The 17548-nt window shown below is 63.3% G+C and carries 18 protein-coding genes and 1 tRNA gene; 4 read left to right on the top strand and 15 right to left on the bottom strand.

What is annotated here, in order from left to right:
* Positions 1-114: 114 nt before the first annotated feature.
* Complete coding sequence (locus tag NKK51_RS19375) at positions 115-984, top strand: endonuclease/exonuclease/phosphatase family protein (protein WP_352554290.1); 870 nt, start codon at positions 115-117, stop codon at positions 982-984.
* A 7-nt stretch (positions 985-991) separates the two neighbouring features.
* Here the strand turns inward: NKK51_RS19375 and NKK51_RS19380 are convergent, their stop codons facing one another.
* The 4 genes from NKK51_RS19380 to NKK51_RS19395 form a co-directional block, all read right to left on the bottom strand.
* Complete coding sequence (locus tag NKK51_RS19380; RefSeq protein ID WP_352554291.1) at positions 992-1522, bottom strand: GNAT family N-acetyltransferase; 531 nt, start codon at positions 1520-1522, stop codon at positions 992-994.
* Positions 1523-1543: 21 nt separating this feature from the next.
* Positions 1544-2131 (bottom strand): GNAT family N-acetyltransferase, encoded by a 588-nt coding sequence (locus tag NKK51_RS19385; protein ID WP_352554292.1) that lies wholly within the window; start codon positions 2129-2131, stop codon positions 1544-1546.
* Between the two features lie 120 nt (positions 2132-2251).
* Positions 2252-2521 carry a 50S ribosomal protein L27 gene (gene rpmA, locus NKK51_RS19390; protein ID WP_013529063.1) on the bottom strand — a complete coding sequence of 90 codons (270 nt, stop codon included), beginning with the start codon at positions 2519-2521 and terminating at the stop codon, positions 2252-2254.
* Between the two features lie 97 nt (positions 2522-2618).
* Positions 2619-3299: a 50S ribosomal protein L21 gene (locus NKK51_RS19395; RefSeq protein WP_352554293.1), complete on the bottom strand. Its 681-nt coding sequence runs from the start codon at positions 3297-3299 to the stop codon at positions 2619-2621.
* A 409-nt stretch (positions 3300-3708) separates the two neighbouring features.
* Here NKK51_RS19395 and NKK51_RS19400 point away from each other — a divergent pair.
* A tRNA-Ser gene (locus tag NKK51_RS19400) sits at positions 3709-3798 on the top strand.
* 665 nt (positions 3799-4463) lie between these two features.
* Here NKK51_RS19400 and NKK51_RS19405 read toward each other — a convergent pair.
* Together NKK51_RS19405 and NKK51_RS19410 are read right to left on the bottom strand one after the other, a co-directional pair.
* A complete protein-coding gene (locus NKK51_RS19405; RefSeq protein WP_128304050.1) occupies positions 4464-5063 on the bottom strand; it encodes an NADPH-dependent F420 reductase in 600 nt (199 codons plus the stop codon).
* 72 nt (positions 5064-5135) lie between these two features.
* A complete protein-coding gene (locus tag NKK51_RS19410) occupies positions 5136-5870 on the bottom strand; it encodes an SDR family NAD(P)-dependent oxidoreductase (RefSeq protein ID WP_128304051.1) in 735 nt (244 codons plus the stop codon).
* A gap of 276 nt (positions 5871-6146) precedes the next feature.
* On the opposite strand from NKK51_RS19410, the gene NKK51_RS19415 reads away from it, so the two are divergent.
* Entirely contained in the window at positions 6147-7043 is an 897-nt protein-coding gene (locus tag NKK51_RS19415; RefSeq protein ID WP_352441004.1) for a LysR family transcriptional regulator, read from the top strand.
* Between the two features lie 260 nt (positions 7044-7303).
* Here the strand turns inward: NKK51_RS19415 and recQ are convergent, their stop codons facing one another.
* Positions 7304-9145 (bottom strand): DNA helicase RecQ, encoded by a 1842-nt coding sequence (gene recQ / locus NKK51_RS19420; RefSeq protein WP_352554294.1) that lies wholly within the window; start codon positions 9143-9145, stop codon positions 7304-7306.
* Positions 9145-9906 (bottom strand): sulfotransferase family protein, encoded by a 762-nt coding sequence (locus NKK51_RS19425; protein WP_352554295.1) that lies wholly within the window; start codon positions 9904-9906, stop codon positions 9145-9147. Before NKK51_RS19425 ends, recQ begins: the two co-directional genes overlap by 1 nt.
* 380 nt (positions 9907-10286) lie before the next feature.
* Here NKK51_RS19425 and NKK51_RS19430 point away from each other — a divergent pair, with 380 nt between their 5' ends.
* Positions 10287-11708, top strand: a complete 1422-nt coding sequence (locus tag NKK51_RS19430; RefSeq protein WP_352441007.1) for a coniferyl aldehyde dehydrogenase — start codon at positions 10287-10289, stop codon at positions 11706-11708.
* Between the two features lie 157 nt (positions 11709-11865).
* Here NKK51_RS19430 and NKK51_RS19435 read toward each other — a convergent pair whose 3' ends face one another.
* The 7 genes from NKK51_RS19435 to NKK51_RS19465 form a co-directional block, all read right to left on the bottom strand.
* Positions 11866-12201 (bottom strand): cupin domain-containing protein, encoded by a 336-nt coding sequence (locus NKK51_RS19435; protein ID WP_023811768.1) that lies wholly within the window; start codon positions 12199-12201, stop codon positions 11866-11868.
* 10 nt (positions 12202-12211) lie between these two features.
* A complete protein-coding gene (gene kduD, locus NKK51_RS19440; protein ID WP_352554296.1) occupies positions 12212-12970 on the bottom strand; it encodes a 2-dehydro-3-deoxy-D-gluconate 5-dehydrogenase KduD in 759 nt (252 codons plus the stop codon).
* Positions 12967-13818 carry a 5-dehydro-4-deoxy-D-glucuronate isomerase gene (kduI, locus tag NKK51_RS19445; protein WP_352554297.1) on the bottom strand — a complete coding sequence of 284 codons (852 nt, stop codon included), beginning with the start codon at positions 13816-13818 and terminating at the stop codon, positions 12967-12969. The genes kduD and kduI overlap by 4 nt, the downstream gene beginning before the upstream one ends.
* Before the next feature lie 23 nt (positions 13819-13841).
* The gene (locus NKK51_RS19450) at positions 13842-14618 is read right to left on the bottom strand and encodes a FadR/GntR family transcriptional regulator (protein WP_023811765.1); all 777 of its coding nucleotides are present in this window, start codon (positions 14616-14618) and stop codon (positions 13842-13844) included.
* Between the two features lie 7 nt (positions 14619-14625).
* A complete protein-coding gene (locus NKK51_RS19455; RefSeq protein ID WP_023811764.1) occupies positions 14626-15906 on the bottom strand; it encodes a TRAP transporter large permease in 1281 nt (426 codons plus the stop codon).
* 4 nt (positions 15907-15910) lie between these two features.
* Complete coding sequence (locus NKK51_RS19460; protein WP_352554308.1) at positions 15911-16441, bottom strand: TRAP transporter small permease; 531 nt, start codon at positions 16439-16441, stop codon at positions 15911-15913.
* Between the two features lie 101 nt (positions 16442-16542).
* Positions 16543-17520, bottom strand: a complete 978-nt coding sequence (locus tag NKK51_RS19465) for a TRAP transporter substrate-binding protein (RefSeq protein ID WP_127328609.1) — start codon at positions 17518-17520, stop codon at positions 16543-16545.
* Positions 17521-17548: the final 28 nt, after the last annotated feature.

Here is a 17548-nt window from a genome sequence, read left to right on the forward strand (position 1 = left end):
AGTGGCCTTGCGGCATTGCTCTAAACCTTGGCCCTTGCTCTAAACCAAGGCGCGGCGAAGGGCGAGGCCGTTTTGTGACAATGGCCGCGTGGGATCGGCCGGAGAGATGCCGGAATGAAGCTTGTAACTTACAACATCCAGTACGGCATCGGCCTCGACGGGCAATACGATGTCGGGCGCATCGCTGATGCCGTGCGCGGCGCCGACGTGATCGCTTTGCAGGAGGTGACCCGCAACAATCCCAGGAATAGCGGCCGCGACATGGTCGCCGAGATCGGCGAGGCGCTGCCCGACTACTTCGCCGTCTATGGCAGCAATTTCGAGGCCAATATCGGTTCGCACATCGACAATGGCCGCGCCATCACGAAAACCTTCCAGCTCGGCAACATGGTGCTGTCGAAAACGCCTATTCATCTGTCGCGCAACCTGCTTTTGCCGCGCAGCCGCAGCTTCGAGATGATGAACTTCCAGCGTGGCGCGCTGGAAGCGCTGATCGAGACGCCGCTTGGTTTCATCCGCTTCTATTCCATCCATCTCGATCACCGCAGCCCCGTCGAACGCGCCAGCCAGATCCAGTTCCTGCGCCAACGCATGCTGAACTACGCGCTCGAAGGCGGCGCGCTGTCCGGCGTCGCCGAGATCGGCCTGCCGGAACTGCCGCATCCCGAAGCCTTTGTCGGCATGGGCGATTTCAACATGCTGGCCGGTTCACCCGAATATGTCGAACTCGCCGGCCGGCCGGACCATGAATTCGGCATGCCGCTGACCGCCGACTTTGCCGTCGATGCCGCCTTGCGCCTGAACGCCACCGGCGACGATCTCATCAGCTGGGTCGACCCGAAACAACCCACCGACCCCAGCCGCCACAAGCGCATCGACTATATCTTCACAAGCGCTTCGCTTGCCAGATCCCTGCAGCGCCTGTGGGTCGACCGGAAAGCTGACGGTTCGGACCACCTGCCGGTGTGGGTCGAACTGGGCTGATGGCCTTTCATCCGGCAGTGTTTTCACGTTCGACGATCGCCATCATGATCGTATCGCGGTATTCCCCGTCGATATGGACGGCGTCGCGCTGCACGCCCTCCCTGACAAACCCGACCTTGTCGTAAAGAGAGATGGCGCGAGCATTGTCGGAATGCACGGAAAGCTCGACGCGGATAAAGCCGGTCTTGCGCGCCTGTGCCAAGGTCGCATTGATGAGCCGCAGTCCCAGGCCACGCTCCCGATAGGAAGGAATGATCCCCATTCCGAGGGAGCCGCGATGCGCATGGATGAGCCGATCGTGGCGTGAGATGTCGCACCAGCCGACGACCTCGCCACGAACAACGGCCACGAACCCCGGATCGCCTCTCCCGATACGGTCCATTGCGAAACTTCTGACTTGATCCAGCGGTGGCGCCTCTAGGAAGGACAGGTACTTTCGCTCACGCGCGACGACATCGAGCGCGCGATGAAAGCTTTCGATATCCCCGGGCGTCATCGGCGCGATCGCGACCGTTTCAATATCGCTGCTGTCGACCATTGGCTTGACCGTCGTCACACATCAAAAATGTACCCAGTTCCGCAGGCTGGTCCAGGTCTTGCGATCGAGCCGGTAGCGCTCGACGGGAACCTGGCCGGCAACGATCGAGTTCAGCATGCCCTGGCCGGCATACTGGAACCCGCATTTGTGGATCACCCGCCTGGAGGCCGGGTTGATGACCCGCGTCGAGGCCTGCAGAACCTGGATCGACGTCCTCTGGAAGGCGAGATCGACCAGCGCATGGGCTGCTTCCGTCGCATAGCCCTTCTTCCAGTAAGGCTCGCCGATCCAGTAGCCGAGTTCCAGCCCGCGTTCGGTGGTGTTGAGACCGGCACAGCCGACGAACGTGTCGGTTCCGGCCAGCGTCAGGGCATAGGCGATGCCGGCCCGGCGCGACCTGGTCATGGCAAGGAAAGCGCGCGCCTCGGCCTCACCATAGGGGTGCGGCATGCGTGCCAGCATTTCGGCGACATGACGGTTGTCGGCAAGTTCGACCAGTTGCGCGACATCGCCTTCATGGGGCGCCCGCATCACCAGCCGCTCGGTGACCAGCACCGGGCAGTCTATCGCGTAACTTCCGTCTTCTGAGTCTTCCGCTTCGGCAACCATTTGAAAGTCCTCCAGGCACAAGAAAAAGGGGAGATGAAAACCCATCTCCCCTGATCCTTTTCCTGGCCTTGCCAGACACCGGTTCCCGAGATGGGCGCCGGTGTTCTAGTGCGGAACCGGCTACTCCGCGGCTTTGGCAATCGGGTTGACCGATACGTAGGTTCGGCCGTTGGCTTTTTTGTTGAACGTCACGGCGCCGGTCTCGAGCGCAAAAAGCGTATGATCCGTGCCCATGCCGACATTGACGCCGGGATGCCACGTGGTGCCGCGTTGACGAATGATGATGTTGCCCGGGATGACGGCTTCGCCGCCGAACTTCTTCACGCCCAGACGCTTGGAATGCGAGTCGCGACCGTTGCGCGACGAGCCGCCAGCTTTCTTGTGTGCCATCTAACTAACTCCGTTGCGCCGCAAGGCGCCTAAAAGGCCTTATGAACGCGTTCGCGTTCCGTTTCAAGTCCGATCCGGCGACCCAATCGCCAGAAAATTACTTCGCAGCCAATTCCTTGGCCTGCTCGCGCCAGTCCTTGATCTGGTCGGCGCTGAAGGGCATGTGCTCGTCGATCTTGGCGACATCCTTCTCGGTCAGCTTGGCAAGCTGGGCGAAGGTGATGATGCCCTGCTCGTTAAGATCCTTGGCTGCGACCGGGCCGATGCCCTTGATCATGGTCAGATCGTCCGGCTCACCCTTCGGTGCCTTGAACAGTGGCGCTGCGGCGGTCTCGGCTGCCTTTGTCTCGGCTGCCTTGGCCTTGGGCTCCTTCTTCGGCGCGGCTTCCGCCTGCACCTCGGTGGCGGCCTCGGCCTTCACCTTCTTCGGCGCCTTGGCCGCTGCCGTCTTGGTCGGCTTGGCGCCACCCAGCAGGATCTCGGAGATCCGCACGGTGGTCAAAAGCTGGCGATGGCCGATCTTGCGGCGCGAATTCTGCCGGCGGCGCTTCTTGAAGGCGATGACGGTGCGGTTCTTGCCCTGTTCGACGACTTCGGCGGTGACCACCGCGCCGTCGACGAACGGCGCGCCAAACGTGACATTCTCGCCTTCGCCATGCGCCAGAACGTGGCCGATTTCGACCATATCGCCGACATTGGCTTCAACTTTTTCGATCTTCAGGAGATCGTTGGCGGCAACGCGATACTGCTTGCCACCCGTTTTAATGACTGCGAACATTTTTTGCCTTTCGCTGTTCGGTCGGCCTTGATGAACCGCCTCTGGCAGTTCAGCCGTCTTTTTGTCAGTCTGCGGGTTCAAAAAACAAGCGGCGCGGAAGAACCCTCCACGCCGATTGCGCGCTGTCCCTAACCGAAGGTTGGGGGCGAGTCAAGGCAAACCAGCCGCGCCGTTTCCGAGACCGTCATTGGCGGGCACGGACCGGCTGTGCCGACATGCCCACGGCGTTGCCCCCGCCTGGGCTGAGGATGGGTGACTGGTCGGCAATCTGCCTCGGGTCTCGCTGTACCCCACCAGCCGTGAATCCGCCGCTTGCCAAGCAAGCCAAATAACTGACGGATTGGCCTTGTAACCTGCCCGTTCAGCCGTTATCTAGTGCGCCGCGCCGGCAACGGCCGACCATGACCGCGGAGAGGTGGCAGAGTGGTCGAATGCACCGCACTCGAAATGCGGCATGGGTGCAAGCCCATCGGGGGTTCGAATCCCTCCCTCTCCGCCATTTAGCCCAAGAACCTGACATCTCCTGGGCTGCTAGCCGCCTGCCGCATATCGCGCAGCCAACAGGACAAAGCCGCCCGAGCCGGGACACTCTGGCCTTTGCGGAGGCGTAAAGCTTCGGCGATGGGCAGGCCCATTCGGCTCTCCGCACATGGTTTTCTGTCCGCAAGCGCAGCCATGTCGCTGTGAATTTGCCAGCCGGTTTGGCCCAAATGGGGGAAGTGGCCGGCCCAAGATCTCGTAATGGTTGGTTCGCCCAGCCAGTTAGGAGACCACTATGCGCAAAGCCTCTCTCGCCGTCACAGTCGTCGGCACGGCCTTCTTCAGTCTTTCCACTGTCGCATCGGCATGCGTGTCGATGGACGGCAACTTCGTCGTAAACAACTGCAATTATCGCGTCATGGGAAATTGCAAAGGCTCGGATGGCAGTTGGGGTGGCTTCGGACCCATCCGCCCGGGCGGTCGTGAGGTAACTTCCAAAAGACGCGATGCCGGCTGGGACGTCAGCTATTGCAATTACGATTCATGGGTGGCCGGCACATGTCGGCCGAAGGATCCCAGGCAAATGTAAGCCGCTTTCAAGCATGTCACTTTGCGGCTCGGCTCGTTGCTGACGATGTGGCCGGCGTCGAACACCGGCCACTCTGTCGGTGCACGATAAATCCGTTACTGCTCCTTCTTGAACAGGTCCTGGAAGATCAGCTGGCCCCAAGTGCGGCCGCGTGCGTGCACCAGTGCGCCACCCTCGTTGAGCTTCCCCAGCTTGACCGGTGCGAACCCGAGTTGTTTGGCTAAGGCCGCCACGGGAGCGATCGCGTCCTCGTCGTCGCTCGACAGGAAGACGACCCGGTGCCCGCCCTCCACGATCGGATCGGCAGCCAAAGTCGCCGCGATCAGGTGATTGAAGCCTTTGACCAACTTGGCGCCGGTGAACGCCTTTGCGACGAAAGCGGAGGACGGCAGACCGTCCAGCTCTTCAGGGACTGGAAACACGTTCGTCGCGTCGATGATCGTCTTGCCTTCCCAGCTTGACAGAGCCTTCGCAACATCTGGGTGCGACTCGAAACGAACCGCCAGAAAGACGATGTCCGCCTTGATCGCTTCCGCCAGCGTTTTCGGGATAATCGTGGGTCCGATCGCGGCCGCATCGGCTGCAAAGCTTTCCGGGTCGCGCGTGGTTGCCACGGACACTTCGATGCCGTTGCGGGCAAACGCCTTGGCAAGAGCGTGGCCGATCTTGCCGAAGCCAATAATTGCATAGCTCATGTATATTCTCCTTCAGTTTGCCACGCCCTGCGGGCTCAAAATATCGAATGGAGTGACCGGCCGGGCGTAGCGTCAGATTTGCGCCAGGCCCCCGTCGACGGCTACCTCGCTGGCGGTCATGAAGCTGCTGTCCGATGACGCGAGAAAGGCAGCCGCCGCTCCAATCTCAGCCGGATCGGCCATGCGCTGGAGCGGGTTCATCGAGGCAAAGGCCTTCAAGCCCTCCTCCCCTATCGCTGCCTTCGCGAGTTCGGTCGCTGTCGGGCCGGGCGACAGCACGTTTACCCGGATGCCGGTGCCCTTCAGGTCCTCCGCCCAGCTCCGCGCAAGATTGCGCACGGCCGCCTTGCTCGCGCTGTAGACGCTGAATGCGGGGGCGCCCGTGGTGCCGGCGCTCGATCCGGTCAGGATGATCGAACCGCCCTCGCCCATCAGCGGCAGCGCCTTCTGGACCGTGAAGATCGTACCCTTCACATTGGTGTCGAAGGTTTCGTCAATGTGCTCGGCGGTGATCTCGCCGAGCGGAAGCAGGCCTCCCGCCCCGGCATTGGCGAAGACGATGTCGAGGGTTCCGCGCTCGGCCTTCACCGCTGCGTAGAGCCGGTCGAGGTCGGCCTCGTTGGAAACCGAGCCTTTCACCGCGCGGGCATTAGGCCCGAGGTCGGCCACGGCGGCGTCTAGCGCTTCCTGCCGGCGGCCGAAGATGAAGACGAAGGCGCCCTCCTCGATAAAGCGCTTCGCTGCGGCACGGCCGATGCCGGTGGCGCCACCCGTAATAACCGCAACCTTACCGTCTAGTTTTCCCATAACTCAATCCTTCCAGGCTCTGTCTTTGGTCGTTCGGGTACGCCCCGAGAACCTCTAGATGGGCCCGTCAGGGTCACGCGGTGAGTGCGGAAGCGCGCACATCGGTGGTGCAAAATCGATCCGCTTTCAGGACTGACGCCAGCCGTGACGATCCGTGTCCGCCATTCGGAATTGCGCCGCCCCTGTCGACATAAGCTATGATGTCCCGCCCGTACTGCTGTAGCATGCGTTAGATACGGGCTTTGGAAGGCGCACCGCGCGGTGCCGGATTGCACCATGATCAACTGGGATGACATTCGCTACTTTCTTGCCGTCGCGCGCGGAGGCTCGGTGCGGGCTGCCGGCGCGCAGCTCGGGGTGAATCACTCGACCGTGCTGCGACGCGTCGCCCAACTCGAGGAACGCCTCGGAGCGCACATGTTCGAAAAGCTGCCTTCGGGCTACCGCCTGACGGCTGCGGGCGAGGAGGTCCTCGATCTCGCGAACCTGATGGAAGCGTCGTCGCACCAGCTGGAGACGCGCGTCTTCGGGCGCGACCAGGGTGTGCGCGGGCTTCTGCGGGTGACGCTGGCACCACCCCTCGCGACACACCTGCTCATGCCGGACTTCGCCGATTTCGCGCGTCTGCACCCGGACATCGAGATGGAAATCCTGTCGTCCGGCGAGCTGGCAAATCTGACCAACCGAGAGGCCGACGTCGCGATCCGCGTCGTCTACGACCGCAAAACCCTGCCGCTCAATCTTCACGGCCTGAAGGGACCGGAGGTGTTCGGCGGCGTCTACATGTCCCGCGATCGCCTGGCCGCGTGGCGTGCGGGCGCGCCTGATCCCATCCGGTGGATCGTCATAAGCGTTCATGGAATTCCAGAGTGGGCCAGCGCAGGTGAGGTTCGCACCGCGGGGGTTCCATTCAGGACCACGGACGCCGAGGCGCAGATCGTTGCCGTACGGCAAGGTCTCGGGATCACGACACTGCCGTGCTTCGTCGGAGATGCCGACCCCCTGCTGGTGAGGGTGCCGGGCACCGACCTGCACATGTACGGAACGCTCTGGCTTCTCACACAGGGGGAGACACGCAAGACGAAGCGCGTGCGGCTCTTCACGGAGTTCGTATCCCGCAGGCTCGCCGCCTACGCTCCGCTTTTCACGGGACTGTCCATATCGCGCGACTGACGCCCCGCGGGTCGACGCTGCGGTGGATAGGCGGACAGCGGCACCTATTGCGGTTGAAGATGCTCAGCCATGAAGTCGATGAACGCCTCAGTCTGGGCCTGATCTGTCGGCGGGCCGGCCAGAGAACATTGAACTGATCGGTCTCGGCGGGGGCATGGGCGGTGGAGGAATGGGCGGCGACGGAACAGGAGGTCTCGGAACGGATGCCCTCTCCGAAGATCGCTATGCTTCAGGACGCGTGACCAGTCGCTGATCTGACCTCAGGCCGAGCCATCGGATTGGTGCTCGGCAATCGTACTCAGAAAAACCTGGCCGAACTCCTTCAGCTTTGCCGCCCCAACCCCATTCACTTCAGCGAAGGCGTCGAGGTCGTTTGGGCGGCGCTCTGCCATGTCGATCAGGGTGCGATCGGAAAACACCACATAGGCCGGCACCTGGCGCTCCTTGGCGAGCCGCAGTCGCAAGGTCTTCAGCGCGGCCAGCAGCCCGGTGTCCACATCCGATTGCCCGAAATCCTGCCCGGAGCGCGTCTTGCCGCGCAAGGCGCGGCTGCGCACCTCGACGCGATAATGGAACGGCACCTCGCCACGGCCAAGCGCATGGCCTTTTTCGGCGATGGCGAGGCCGCCATGGCCGGCCGGATCCGGCATCAGGAACCCGCCGGCGACGAGCTGCCGGATTAGCGACAGCCAAAAGTCCTTCTTGTGCGCCAGTCCGCTGCCGAAGCTGGCGAGCCTCTGGTGGTTCCTGGCCAGCACCTTCTCGGTTTCATGGCCGAGCAGGATGTCGATGACATGGCCGGCACCGAAGCGTTCGCCACTCTGCGCGATCGCCGCCAGGATGATCCGCGCCTCCGCTCCGCCATCGGCGCGCGGCGCCTGGTCGAGGCAGGTGTCGCAATTGCCGCAAGGCTGCGCTTCTTCGCCGAAATAGCCGAGCAGCACCTGGCGGCGGCACTGCGCCGTCTCGCAATAGCCGATCAGCGTGTCGAGCCGGCCATGCGAGCGCCTCTTGTGCTCGGGCGGCGCATCCTCGTCGTCGATGAACATCCGGCGCATGCGGATATCGCCAAGGCCGAACAGCATATGCGCCTCGGCGTCCCGCCCATCGCGGCCGGCGCGGCCGATCTCCTGGTAGTAGGCCTCCAGGCTGCCCGGCATGTCGGTGTGGAAGACATAGGCGACATCAGGCTTGTCAATGCCCATGCCGAAAGCGATGGTCGCCACCATGACGACGCCGGACAGGGTCATGAAGCTGTTCTGGTTGGCGTCACGCGCCTCCTTGCTCATGCCGGCATGATAGGCGAGCGCGGTGACGCCGTTCTTCTCGAGGAAGGCCGCCATCTCCTCCGTCTTCTTGCGCGACAGGCAATAGACGATGCCGCTGCGGCCGGGATGACGCTCGACGAAGCGCAGCAGCTGCCGCTTGCTGTCCTGCTTGGCCTCGATGGCAAGCTTGATGTTCGGCCGGTCGAAGCCCAGCACCAGGGTCTCGACGCGCTCGGCAAACAGCCGGGATTCGATGTCGGTGCGCGTGCCTTCGTCCGCCGTTGCCGTCAGCGCGATGATCGGCACGTTGGGAAAGATGCCGCGCAGACGCGACAGGTCCTCGTATTCGCGCCGGAACGCCGGCCCCCATTGCGAGATGCAATGCGCCTCGTCGACGGCGATCAGGCTGACATCGAGCCTGGCCAGCGCGTCGAGCATGCGCTCGGTCATCAGCCGCTCCGGCGCGAGATAGAGCAGGCGCGTCTGGCCCGAGGCGACGCGACGCCATGCGGCGATATTGGCATCGCGGTCGATCGAGGAATTGATCGTGTCGGCCGCCACGCCGGCAAGCCGCAAGGCGGCGACCTGATCCTGCATCAGCGCCACCAGCGGCGAAACGACAATGGTGAGCCCACCCAGGACCAGTGCCGGCACTTGGTAGCAGAGCGATTTGCCCGCACCTGTCGGCATGACGGCCAGCACATGCCGCCCGGCCAGCAGCGCATCCATGACATCGGCCTGGCCGGGGCGAAAATCATCAAAGCCGAACACGTCCTTCAGGACGCGCCGCTTGGGATCTCGCTCTTCTGTCGCGACGGCCGCCGGTGCCTGCATCACCGCGCGTCCACGGTCGGCGTGCTTATTGGCATGTCATAGCCGAACTCGGCGCAGAAACGCCGGACGCCGACGAGAAATACCTGGGGCAGACCGCCGAGATAGGTCCTGAATTCTTCATTCCGTTCCCATTTTCTCAACGAAGCCACCCGGATCGGATTGTCCGGATCCTCGCTGAAACGAATGTGCGGTGTCAGTCCGAACGACTGCGCGATTCTGTCCTGCTGCGCATCGGGCGCGCCGATCATGTCTTCGTAGCGGACAAAGAGTATCTGCCGGTGCGGTTGTGCCTTCTTCAGCCGGGTCAGCGCGTCGTATTCGGCCAGCCAGCGATGCGGCGTGACGTGGAACCGACGCTCGTGGCGTGTTTGCGGATGCGAACTTGTCAGCGTGTCGAATGGATGGCGCACACAATAGATCAAGCCGATGGAGGGAGGTAGCTTCGCCAGATGCGCAAAACCGCGCGCATCGCGCTTGACGACGAGGTTCGATTCCGGCCGATCCAGCATGTCCAGCATTGTGTATCGCGCTTCGGGCGGATGGACGAAAATATCCCCGAAACACCTCATCAGCCGCTGTGTCAGCGTCGTCCCGCTGCGCGCGCAGCCCGAAATGAAAATTCTGTTGGCGGGCGTCGCGCGTGCGTATGTGCGTCTTTGCATGCGCTGTTTCAGAGACAGCGGCACGAATCGCAGAAACTCCCGCATAATCCTTCGCGCGGCCGCTCCAAACGCAGCCTCAAGCCTGCGCGCGCCCTTCATCCGCAATTCCGCTGGCGCAATGCGGCAACCCGATCTTGCATCAGGGCCACCCGGGACGAAACGCGCCGCCTGCGGGCCACGGCCAAGATACTCATCGCCGATGCCTGCATCAGGCAGACACCGGGCTGCAATTTCGTGGATTGGAGAGGATGTGGAAACCGGTCAAAACGACTCTCCGCATGGGCACCTTGCCTTAGCGCAGCTGACACCGGACCACAACCAGAACAAGCCGGCACAAGGAAAGCCTGCGGCGCGAACGCGGAAGCTGACCGATTGATCCAAGGCTCGCCGCAGCACCTTCCCTTGCGAGACCTGCACCCCCGCTGGATTCCGCCACGCACCACGATGTAAGCTCGGCCCGACAAGTCAGGGAGGGCGCGATGCTGCAGGCCATTCAGGATGCTCTCGGCGAGCGGTTTCGGTTGCAGCGTGCTGCCTTCGAGGCGCAGCCTTTCCCCAACTTTGGCATCCGCAAGGATCGCCTGAAACGCCTGTTGGCGTTGACCGAGCGGCATGAAGCCGACATCTGCACCGCCATCGACACCGACTTTGGCGGCCGTTCCGCGCATGAGACGCGTCTTGCGGAACTGTTCGTCGTGCGCGCCGGTATCCGCCACGCGCTGTCGCACCTCAGGGGCTGGATGCGCGAACGCCGCGTTGTCACCACCATGCCGTTCCTGCCCGGCCGAAATCGCCTCGTCCCGCAGCCGCTCGGCGTCGTCGGCATCGTGTCGCCCTGGAATTATCCTTTCCAGCTCGCCGTCGCGCCGGTCACGGCGGCACTCGCGGCCGGCAATCGCGTGCTTATAAAACCTTCCGAATTGACGCCGGCATTTTCAGCGCTGCTGGCCAAACTCGTTGCCGAGCATTTCGCACCCGATGAGCTCAGCGTCATCAGCGGCGACGCGGAGATGGGAAAGGCCTTCGTGTCGATGCCTTTCGATCATTTGCTGTTCACCGGCTCGACCGCGGTCGGACGCCAGGTCGCGATCGCCGCGGCCGCCAACCTGACCCCGGTCACGCTCGAACTCGGCGGCAAGTCGCCGGCAATCTTCGATCCGTCATGCGATCTCGACGCGGCGGTATCCAGCATTGCCTATGGCAAGCTGTTGAATGCCGGGCAGACCTGCATCGCGCCGGATTATCTGCTGGTGCCGAAGGGACAGGCAGGCACGGTCGCTGCCAAGCTCGCAACGGCGATCACGAAGCTCTACCCAACCCTGCGCGACAACCCCGATTATACCGCCATCATCAGCGAGCGGCACCACCAGCGCCTGCGCGACATGATCACCGAGGCGCGTAATGCCGGCGCCGATGTCACCGAAATCAACCCGGCCGGCGAGGCATTCGGCGCGACAAACCGGAAATTGCCGCCGACCCTGGTCCGCAACGCCGGCGCAAACCTGCGGCTGATGCGCGAGGAGATTTTTGGGCCGGTACTGCCCATCGTCGAATATGCCGGGATCGACGAGGCGATAGCCCATGTGAACGGGGCGGACCGGCCGCTGGCGCTCTACTGGTTCGGGCGCGACAGCGGCAACCGTCAACGCATCCTGCATGAGACCGTCGCCGGCGGCGTCACCATCAACGACTGCATGCTGCATCTGGTGCAGGAGAACCAGCCTTTCGGCGGCGTCGGCGCCAGCGGCGTGGGCGCCTATCACGGCGAATGGGGCTTTCGCACCTTCAGCAAGGAGAAGCCGGTTTTCCTGCAGTCCCGGCTGAGCGCGGGAGCCTTGTTGCGCCCGCCCTACGGCAAGACGTTCGAGCGGCTCTTCAGCCTGCTCCGGCATATCACCTGACCGACGCAGTCACCGCCATCACGAACACCCGGCGCGTTAAGCCTATGTTCACCATCATGCGGCAGGTTCGCATCCTGCGGTCATGTCTTGAGTACCGCGGCGCCACAAGCGCCCAGGCAACAACCCGCGCCTCTTTTGAGGTACGGGTCTTCCCTGGCTAGCCGAGGAAATCGGCCCGGTGCGGCGTGAAGCTGTCGACCAGCCGCCCTGCTTCCAGCGCCTTGACGCCGTGCACCAGACCGGACGGCACAATGAAGCTGCCGCCGGTCTCGATGGTTTCGGTCCTACCGTCGATGGTCACCTCGAAGCGGCCCTCGGCGACATAGCTAGCCTGGACGTGTGGGTGCGAATGCAGGGCGCCGACGCCACCCTTGTCGAAGCCGAATTCGACCAGCATCAACTCGTCGGTATGCAGGAGAACGCGTCGCCTGTTGCCGTCCGGGGTCGGCGTCCAGGCGCCCTCGCCGGCATGCGCGAAAATCTTTGTGGTCATCGTCGTCTCCTCATCGCGCAAGCCAGCCGCCATCCACAGGCACCACCGCTCCATGCATGTAGTTCGACGCCGGCGCCAGCAGGAACACGGCGGCATCGCCAATGTCGCCCGCTTCCCCCCAGCGACCGGCCGGGATCCGCGCCAGGATGGCGGCGCTGCGGTCGGGATCGGCGCGCAGCGCCTGCGTGTTGTTGGTCTCGATATAGCCCGGCGCGATGGCGTTGACGTTGATGCCTTTTTGCGCCCATTCGCAGGCGAGCAGACGCGTGATGCCGAGCACACCGTGCTTGGAGGCGGTGTAGGACGCAACGCGGATGCCGCCCTGGAAGCTCAACACGGAGGCAATGTTGACGATCTTGCCCTGGCGTCCGCCGGCAAGCGCCCGTCTGGCGAAGCTCTGGCAGAGCAAGAAAACCGTCTTCAGGTTGACGTCCATGACGTCGTCCCAATCGGCCTCGCTGAGATCGACGGCATCGGCGCGGCGGATGATGCCGGCATTGTTGACCAGCCCGTCGAGCGGACCGCTTTCGTCCCAGATCCGGTCGAGCAACGGGCCGGCGGCCGACGTGTCGGCGAGGTCGGCGCTCACCGCTTCGAATTGCCCGCCCACCGCGGCAATCTTGTCTGCCGTATCGTCCATCGACGAGCGGCCGACGCCGACCACCGCGCCCCCGGCGCGTGCGACGCACACGGCGATGCCTTGGCCGATGCCGGTGTTGGCGCCGGTGACCAGGATACGGTTTCCGGCAAGGCTGAAGGGGTCGCTCACCGCAGATCGCCCAACGCCACCGGGTCGACATCGGTATAGTCGACATTGTCGCCGGCCATCGCCCAGATGAAAGCATAATTGGAAGTGCCGGCACCGGAGTGGATCGACCATCCCGGCGACAGCACCGCCTCCTCATTGCTCATGACGATATGGCGCGTCTCGTCAGGCTCGCCCATGAAATGGAAGACGCGCGCCGTCTCGGCCAGGTCGAAATAGAGATAGGCCTCCATGCGCCGGTCATGCACATGGCATGGCATGGTGTTCCACACCGATCCTGGAGCCAACTGAGTCATGCCGACCACCAGCTGGCAGGTCTTCACGCCCTCGGCATGGATGAACTGGAAGATCGAACGCTCGTTGCAGGTGTCCTTGCTGCCGAGATCGAGGCGCTTGGCGTCGCCGATGCGGATCAGCCGGCTGGGCCAGGCCTGATGCGCAGGCGCGCTGAGCAGATAGAATTTAGCCGGCGCGGTCTTGTCCACCGAGGCGAAGGACACGTCGGTGGTGCCCATGCCGAGATAGAGCATGTCGCGCGCCTGCAATTCGAAGGACTGGCCGCCGGCCGCGATGACGCCCGTGCCGCCGATGTTGACGGCGATCAGCTCGCGACGGTCGAGGAAGTTCTTGGTGCCGGTCGGCTTGATCGCTTCCAGTTGAAGCGGTGCGCCAGTCGGCACGGCGCCGCCGACGATCATGCGGTCGTAATGAGTGTAGGTCAGGCTGATGCGGCCAGGCTGGAACAGGCCGTCAATGTGGAAGTTGTGACGCAGCTCATCGGTGCCCATTGCCGCGGCGGCAGCCGGGTCAATGGCAAATCGCGAGGTGTAGTCGGTATGGCTCTGGTTCATTGTCGGTCCTGACTTGAAACGGGTCATTTGCCGGCGGCGGCCTTGACCGAACTGGAATAAAAAGCCTGACGTGCATGCAGCCGCTCGCGGTAACGCTGCTGGCTGGCGGTGAGGTGCGCGCGCATCGCCTCGCGCGCGGCCTCGGCATCGCCAGAGGTAATGGCGTTGAGGATCACCAGGTGCTCGCGCTGGAGCCCGCGCTGATAGCTGTCGGATTGCGCCAGTTCGGTCGACCAGGGCGAAGTCACGTCGCACGGGATGGCGCGCCGGCCGAGCACGTCGAGCATCTCGACATAGAAGGGGTTGCTGGTTGCGCTGGCGATGGCGCGATGGAAGGCGAGGTCGGCCGGACCGGTCGGCTCGCTGGCAAGCAGCAGCCGCTCGAATTCGAAGAAGGCTTCCTGGATCGCCGCCTCCTGCGCGGCGTTGCGACGGATGGCGGCGAGCCCGGCCGATTCGATCTCGATCGCCAGCCGCACTTCGAGCACGTTGAGTGCGATCGAATCCTTGCTGCCCATGTCGGCGGCCAGCGCGCCGAACATTGTCGAGATGTGCTCTGTGACGAAGACGCCGGCGCCCTGGCGCGGTTCGACCAGCCCGTCGGCGGCAAGCTTGGCCAGCGCCTCGCGGATGACGGTGCGGCTGACGCCGAAGGTTTCGGTCAGTTGGCCTTCGGTCGGCAATTTATGGCCGGGCAGGATCTCGCCCGCCTGCAGCTGCTTGCGGATCGCCGCGACGACGGTCTCCGACAGTTTGGGTTTTCTCTCGACCCTGAGGTCGGTTGCGGTGTCCGATGCCATGTCGCCCCTATTTGAAGACGCTCGGTAGCCAGAGCGAAATGGCCGGAATGTAAGTGACGAGCCCCAGTACCACGAGCCCGGCCCCATAGAACGGCCAGATCGAGCGCATCGCTTCCCAGACGGATATCTTGCCCACTGCGCACGCCACGAACTGCACAGCGCCCACCGGCGGCGTATTCAGCCCGATGCCGAAGTTGAGGATCATGATAACGCCAAAATGCACCGGGTCGACGCCGTAGGCTTGCGCCACGGGCAGGAAGATCGGCGTGCAGATGATAATCGTCGGCCCCATGTCCATGAAGGTGCCGAGGAACAGCATCAAGACGTTGAGCAGGAGAAGCACGACCAGCGGATCCTCCGAGATCGCGTTCATGGAGGCTATGAGCGCTGCCGGCACTTTCAGGAAGGCCATCAACCACGAGAACGCCGCCGCCATGCCGATGATGAGCAGCACCATGGCCGTGGTGCGCACGGCACCATGGGTAGCATGAACGAAACCTTCCCAAGTCATCTGCCGGTAAACGAAGACAGTAACGAGCAACGCATAGATGACCGCGACGCAGGAACTCTCGGTCGCCGTGAAAACGCCCGATCGTACGCCACCGAAGATGATCGCGATCAGCAGCAGGCCGGGCACCGCGACAGCGAAGAGATGCGCGACGGCGGTGAAGCCCGGAAACGGCTCGGTCGGATAGCCGCGGGAGCGCGCCACGAAATAGGCGGTGATCATCAGCGACAGGGCCAACAGCAGGCCCGGAATGATGCCGGCCGTGAACAGGTCGGCGATGGAGATCTTTCCACCTGCCGAGATCGAGTAGATGATCATGTTGTGCGACGGCGGCAGGAGCAGCGCGATCAGCGCCGCCATCGACGTGACGTTGACGGCGTAATCCGCTCCATATCCACGCGCCTTCATCTGCGGGATCATCAAGCCGCCGACCGCCGCTGCCTCGGCCACGGCGGAGCCCGAAATGCCGCCGAACAGTGTAGCGGTCGCAATGTTGACCTGCCCGAGGCCGCCGCGCAAATGGCCAACGAGCGAGCCGGCGAAGGCAACGATCTTGCTGGCGATGCCGCCGCGCACCATCAAGTCGCCGGCATAGATGAAGAAGGGAATGGCCAGCAGCGAAAAGACGCTCATGCCGGAATTCAGGCGCTGGAACACGATGAGCGGCGGCAGGCCCATGTAGAGGACGGTGGCAAAGCTTGCGACGCCGAGGCAGAAAGCGATCGGCGTGCCGATAAGCATCAGAAGGGTGAAGACGCCGAAGAGGATCCAGAGTTCCATGCCGTCAGACCTTCACGTTCGCCGTGTCGAGTTCGGTTGCGACTTCCGCCGGCGGCAGTTCATCGAGCACATCGTCGATCGGCGCACCGGAGAGACGAAGCACGATGCGCTCCAGCGTGAAGAGCGCGACGAGCACGCCTCCCGCGACCAGCGGGACGTAGTCCCAGCCCCCCGATATGCCGAGCGACGGCAAGGTAGCGCCCCAGGTCAATGCGACCAGTTGGCTGCCATACCAGATCATACCGATGCCGAAGGCGAGCGCGACGAGGTCCGAGATCATCCGCAGCCAACGCTTGCTGCCTTTGGGCAGCAAGTAGAGCAGGACGTCGAAGCCGAGGTGATAGTTCTCGCGCACCCCGACGGCAGCGCCGAGGAAAATGAACCAGCTCATCAGCATCACCGAGCCCTGCTCGGTCCAGCTTGGCGAGCGGTTCAGGACATAACGACCGAACACCTGCCAGGCGACGAAGGCGGTCATCAGCACCAGCCCGATGCCTGCGACCCATAGCGCCGCTGTGCTGACGCGCGACATCATGCGGGCGACGCCGGACAGGGGCGGTCTGTGTGCTGGGCTGGAGGTCACCGGTTCTCTCCGCAAGGGGGATGGCGGCGCGGAATGCCCGCGCCGCCGCTTGATCACTGCACGGCCTTGATGGCTTCGACCATGGCCTTCAGCTTGTCGTCCTTGACGTGCTTCTCGTAGACCGGACCCATGGCGTCGATGAAGGGCTGCTTGTCCGGCGTCGTGATCTGCGAACCGGCCGCTTCGACTTTGGCGCGCGATTCCTTGACCTTGGCGGTCCACAGCTCGCGCTGCCTGGCGACGCTCTCCTTGGCGGCCGCCTTGAAGATCGCCTGATCCTCCGGCGTCAGCTTGTCCCAGCTCGACTTCGCCATGACGAAGGCTTCCGGCACCATAGTGTGCTCGTCGAGCGAATAGAACTTGGCGACTTCCGCATGCTTGGCGGTGTCGTAGCTCGGAAAATTGTTTTCCGCGCCGTCAATGACCCCGGTCTCGATCGCCGAATACACCTCGCCATACGGCATCGGAGTCGCGTTGGCGCCGAGTGCCGCCACCATGTCGACGAAGATGTCGGACTGGATGACGCGGAACTTCATGCCGGACAGATCGGCTAATGAGTTGATCGGTTTCTTCGAATTGTAGAAGGAGCGCGCGCCACTGTCATAGAAGGCGAGCAGCACCAGCCCGACCTGTTCGAACGCCGCCGCGATCTGATCGCCGACCGCCCCGTCCATGACCTTGTGCATATGGTCTTCCGAGCGGAAGATATAGGGCAGCGAGGGCACAGTGGTTTCGGGAATGAGCCCGTTGAACGGCGCCATCGAGATGCGGTTGAGGTCGATCACGCCGGTGCGAACCTGCTCGATCGTGTCCTTTTCTTCGCCTAGCTGCGCGGAATGATAGAGCTCGACCGCATAGCGGCCGGCCGTACGCTCCTTTACAAGCTCGCCGAAATATTTGACTGCCTCGACCGTCGGATAGCCGTCCGGGTGGGTGTCGGACGAGCGCAGAACCGTCTGGGCACTTGCCGTTCCGGCCATCAGTGCGGCGGCGAGCAGCGCAGCTCCCGTCAGTCTTGAAAAATGCAACATGGTTTCCTCCCTTTGCATTGCGGGCGAG

Source organism: Mesorhizobium sp. M0011 (assembly GCF_040324155.1).
Lineage (GTDB): Bacteria > Pseudomonadota > Alphaproteobacteria > Rhizobiales > Rhizobiaceae > Mesorhizobium.

Coding starts and splice junctions, on each gene's coding strand:
- NKK51_RS19375 (WP_352554290.1), top strand. CDS start 115: ATGAAGCTTGTAACTTACAACATCCAGTACGGCATCGGCCTCGACGGG.
- NKK51_RS19380 (WP_352554291.1), bottom strand. CDS start 1,522: ATGGTCGACAGCAGCGATATTGAAACGGTCGCGATCGCGCCGATGACG.
- NKK51_RS19385 (WP_352554292.1), bottom strand. CDS start 2,131: ATGGTTGCCGAAGCGGAAGACTCAGAAGACGGAAGTTACGCGATAGAC.
- rpmA (WP_013529063.1), bottom strand. CDS start 2,521: ATGGCACACAAGAAAGCTGGCGGCTCGTCGCGCAACGGTCGCGACTCG.
- NKK51_RS19395 (WP_352554293.1), bottom strand. CDS start 3,299: ATGTTCGCAGTCATTAAAACGGGTGGCAAGCAGTATCGCGTTGCCGCC.
- NKK51_RS19405 (WP_128304050.1), bottom strand. CDS start 5,063: ATGAGCTATGCAATTATTGGCTTCGGCAAGATCGGCCACGCTCTTGCC.
- NKK51_RS19410 (WP_128304051.1), bottom strand. CDS start 5,870: ATGGGAAAACTAGACGGTAAGGTTGCGGTTATTACGGGTGGCGCCACC.
- NKK51_RS19415 (WP_352441004.1), top strand. CDS start 6,147: ATGATCAACTGGGATGACATTCGCTACTTTCTTGCCGTCGCGCGCGGA.
- recQ (WP_352554294.1), bottom strand. CDS start 9,145: ATGCAGGCACCGGCGGCCGTCGCGACAGAAGAGCGAGATCCCAAGCGG.
- NKK51_RS19425 (WP_352554295.1), bottom strand. CDS start 9,906: ATGAAGGGCGCGCGCAGGCTTGAGGCTGCGTTTGGAGCGGCCGCGCGA.
- NKK51_RS19430 (WP_352441007.1), top strand. CDS start 10,287: ATGCTGCAGGCCATTCAGGATGCTCTCGGCGAGCGGTTTCGGTTGCAG.
- NKK51_RS19435 (WP_023811768.1), bottom strand. CDS start 12,201: ATGACCACAAAGATTTTCGCGCATGCCGGCGAGGGCGCCTGGACGCCG.
- kduI (WP_352554297.1), bottom strand. CDS start 13,818: ATGAACCAGAGCCATACCGACTACACCTCGCGATTTGCCATTGACCCG.
- NKK51_RS19450 (WP_023811765.1), bottom strand. CDS start 14,618: ATGGCATCGGACACCGCAACCGACCTCAGGGTCGAGAGAAAACCCAAA.
- NKK51_RS19455 (WP_023811764.1), bottom strand. CDS start 15,906: ATGGAACTCTGGATCCTCTTCGGCGTCTTCACCCTTCTGATGCTTATC.
- NKK51_RS19460 (WP_352554308.1), bottom strand. CDS start 16,441: ATGATGTCGCGCGTCAGCACAGCGGCGCTATGGGTCGCAGGCATCGGG.
- NKK51_RS19465 (WP_127328609.1), bottom strand. CDS start 17,520: ATGTTGCATTTTTCAAGACTGACGGGAGCTGCGCTGCTCGCCGCCGCA.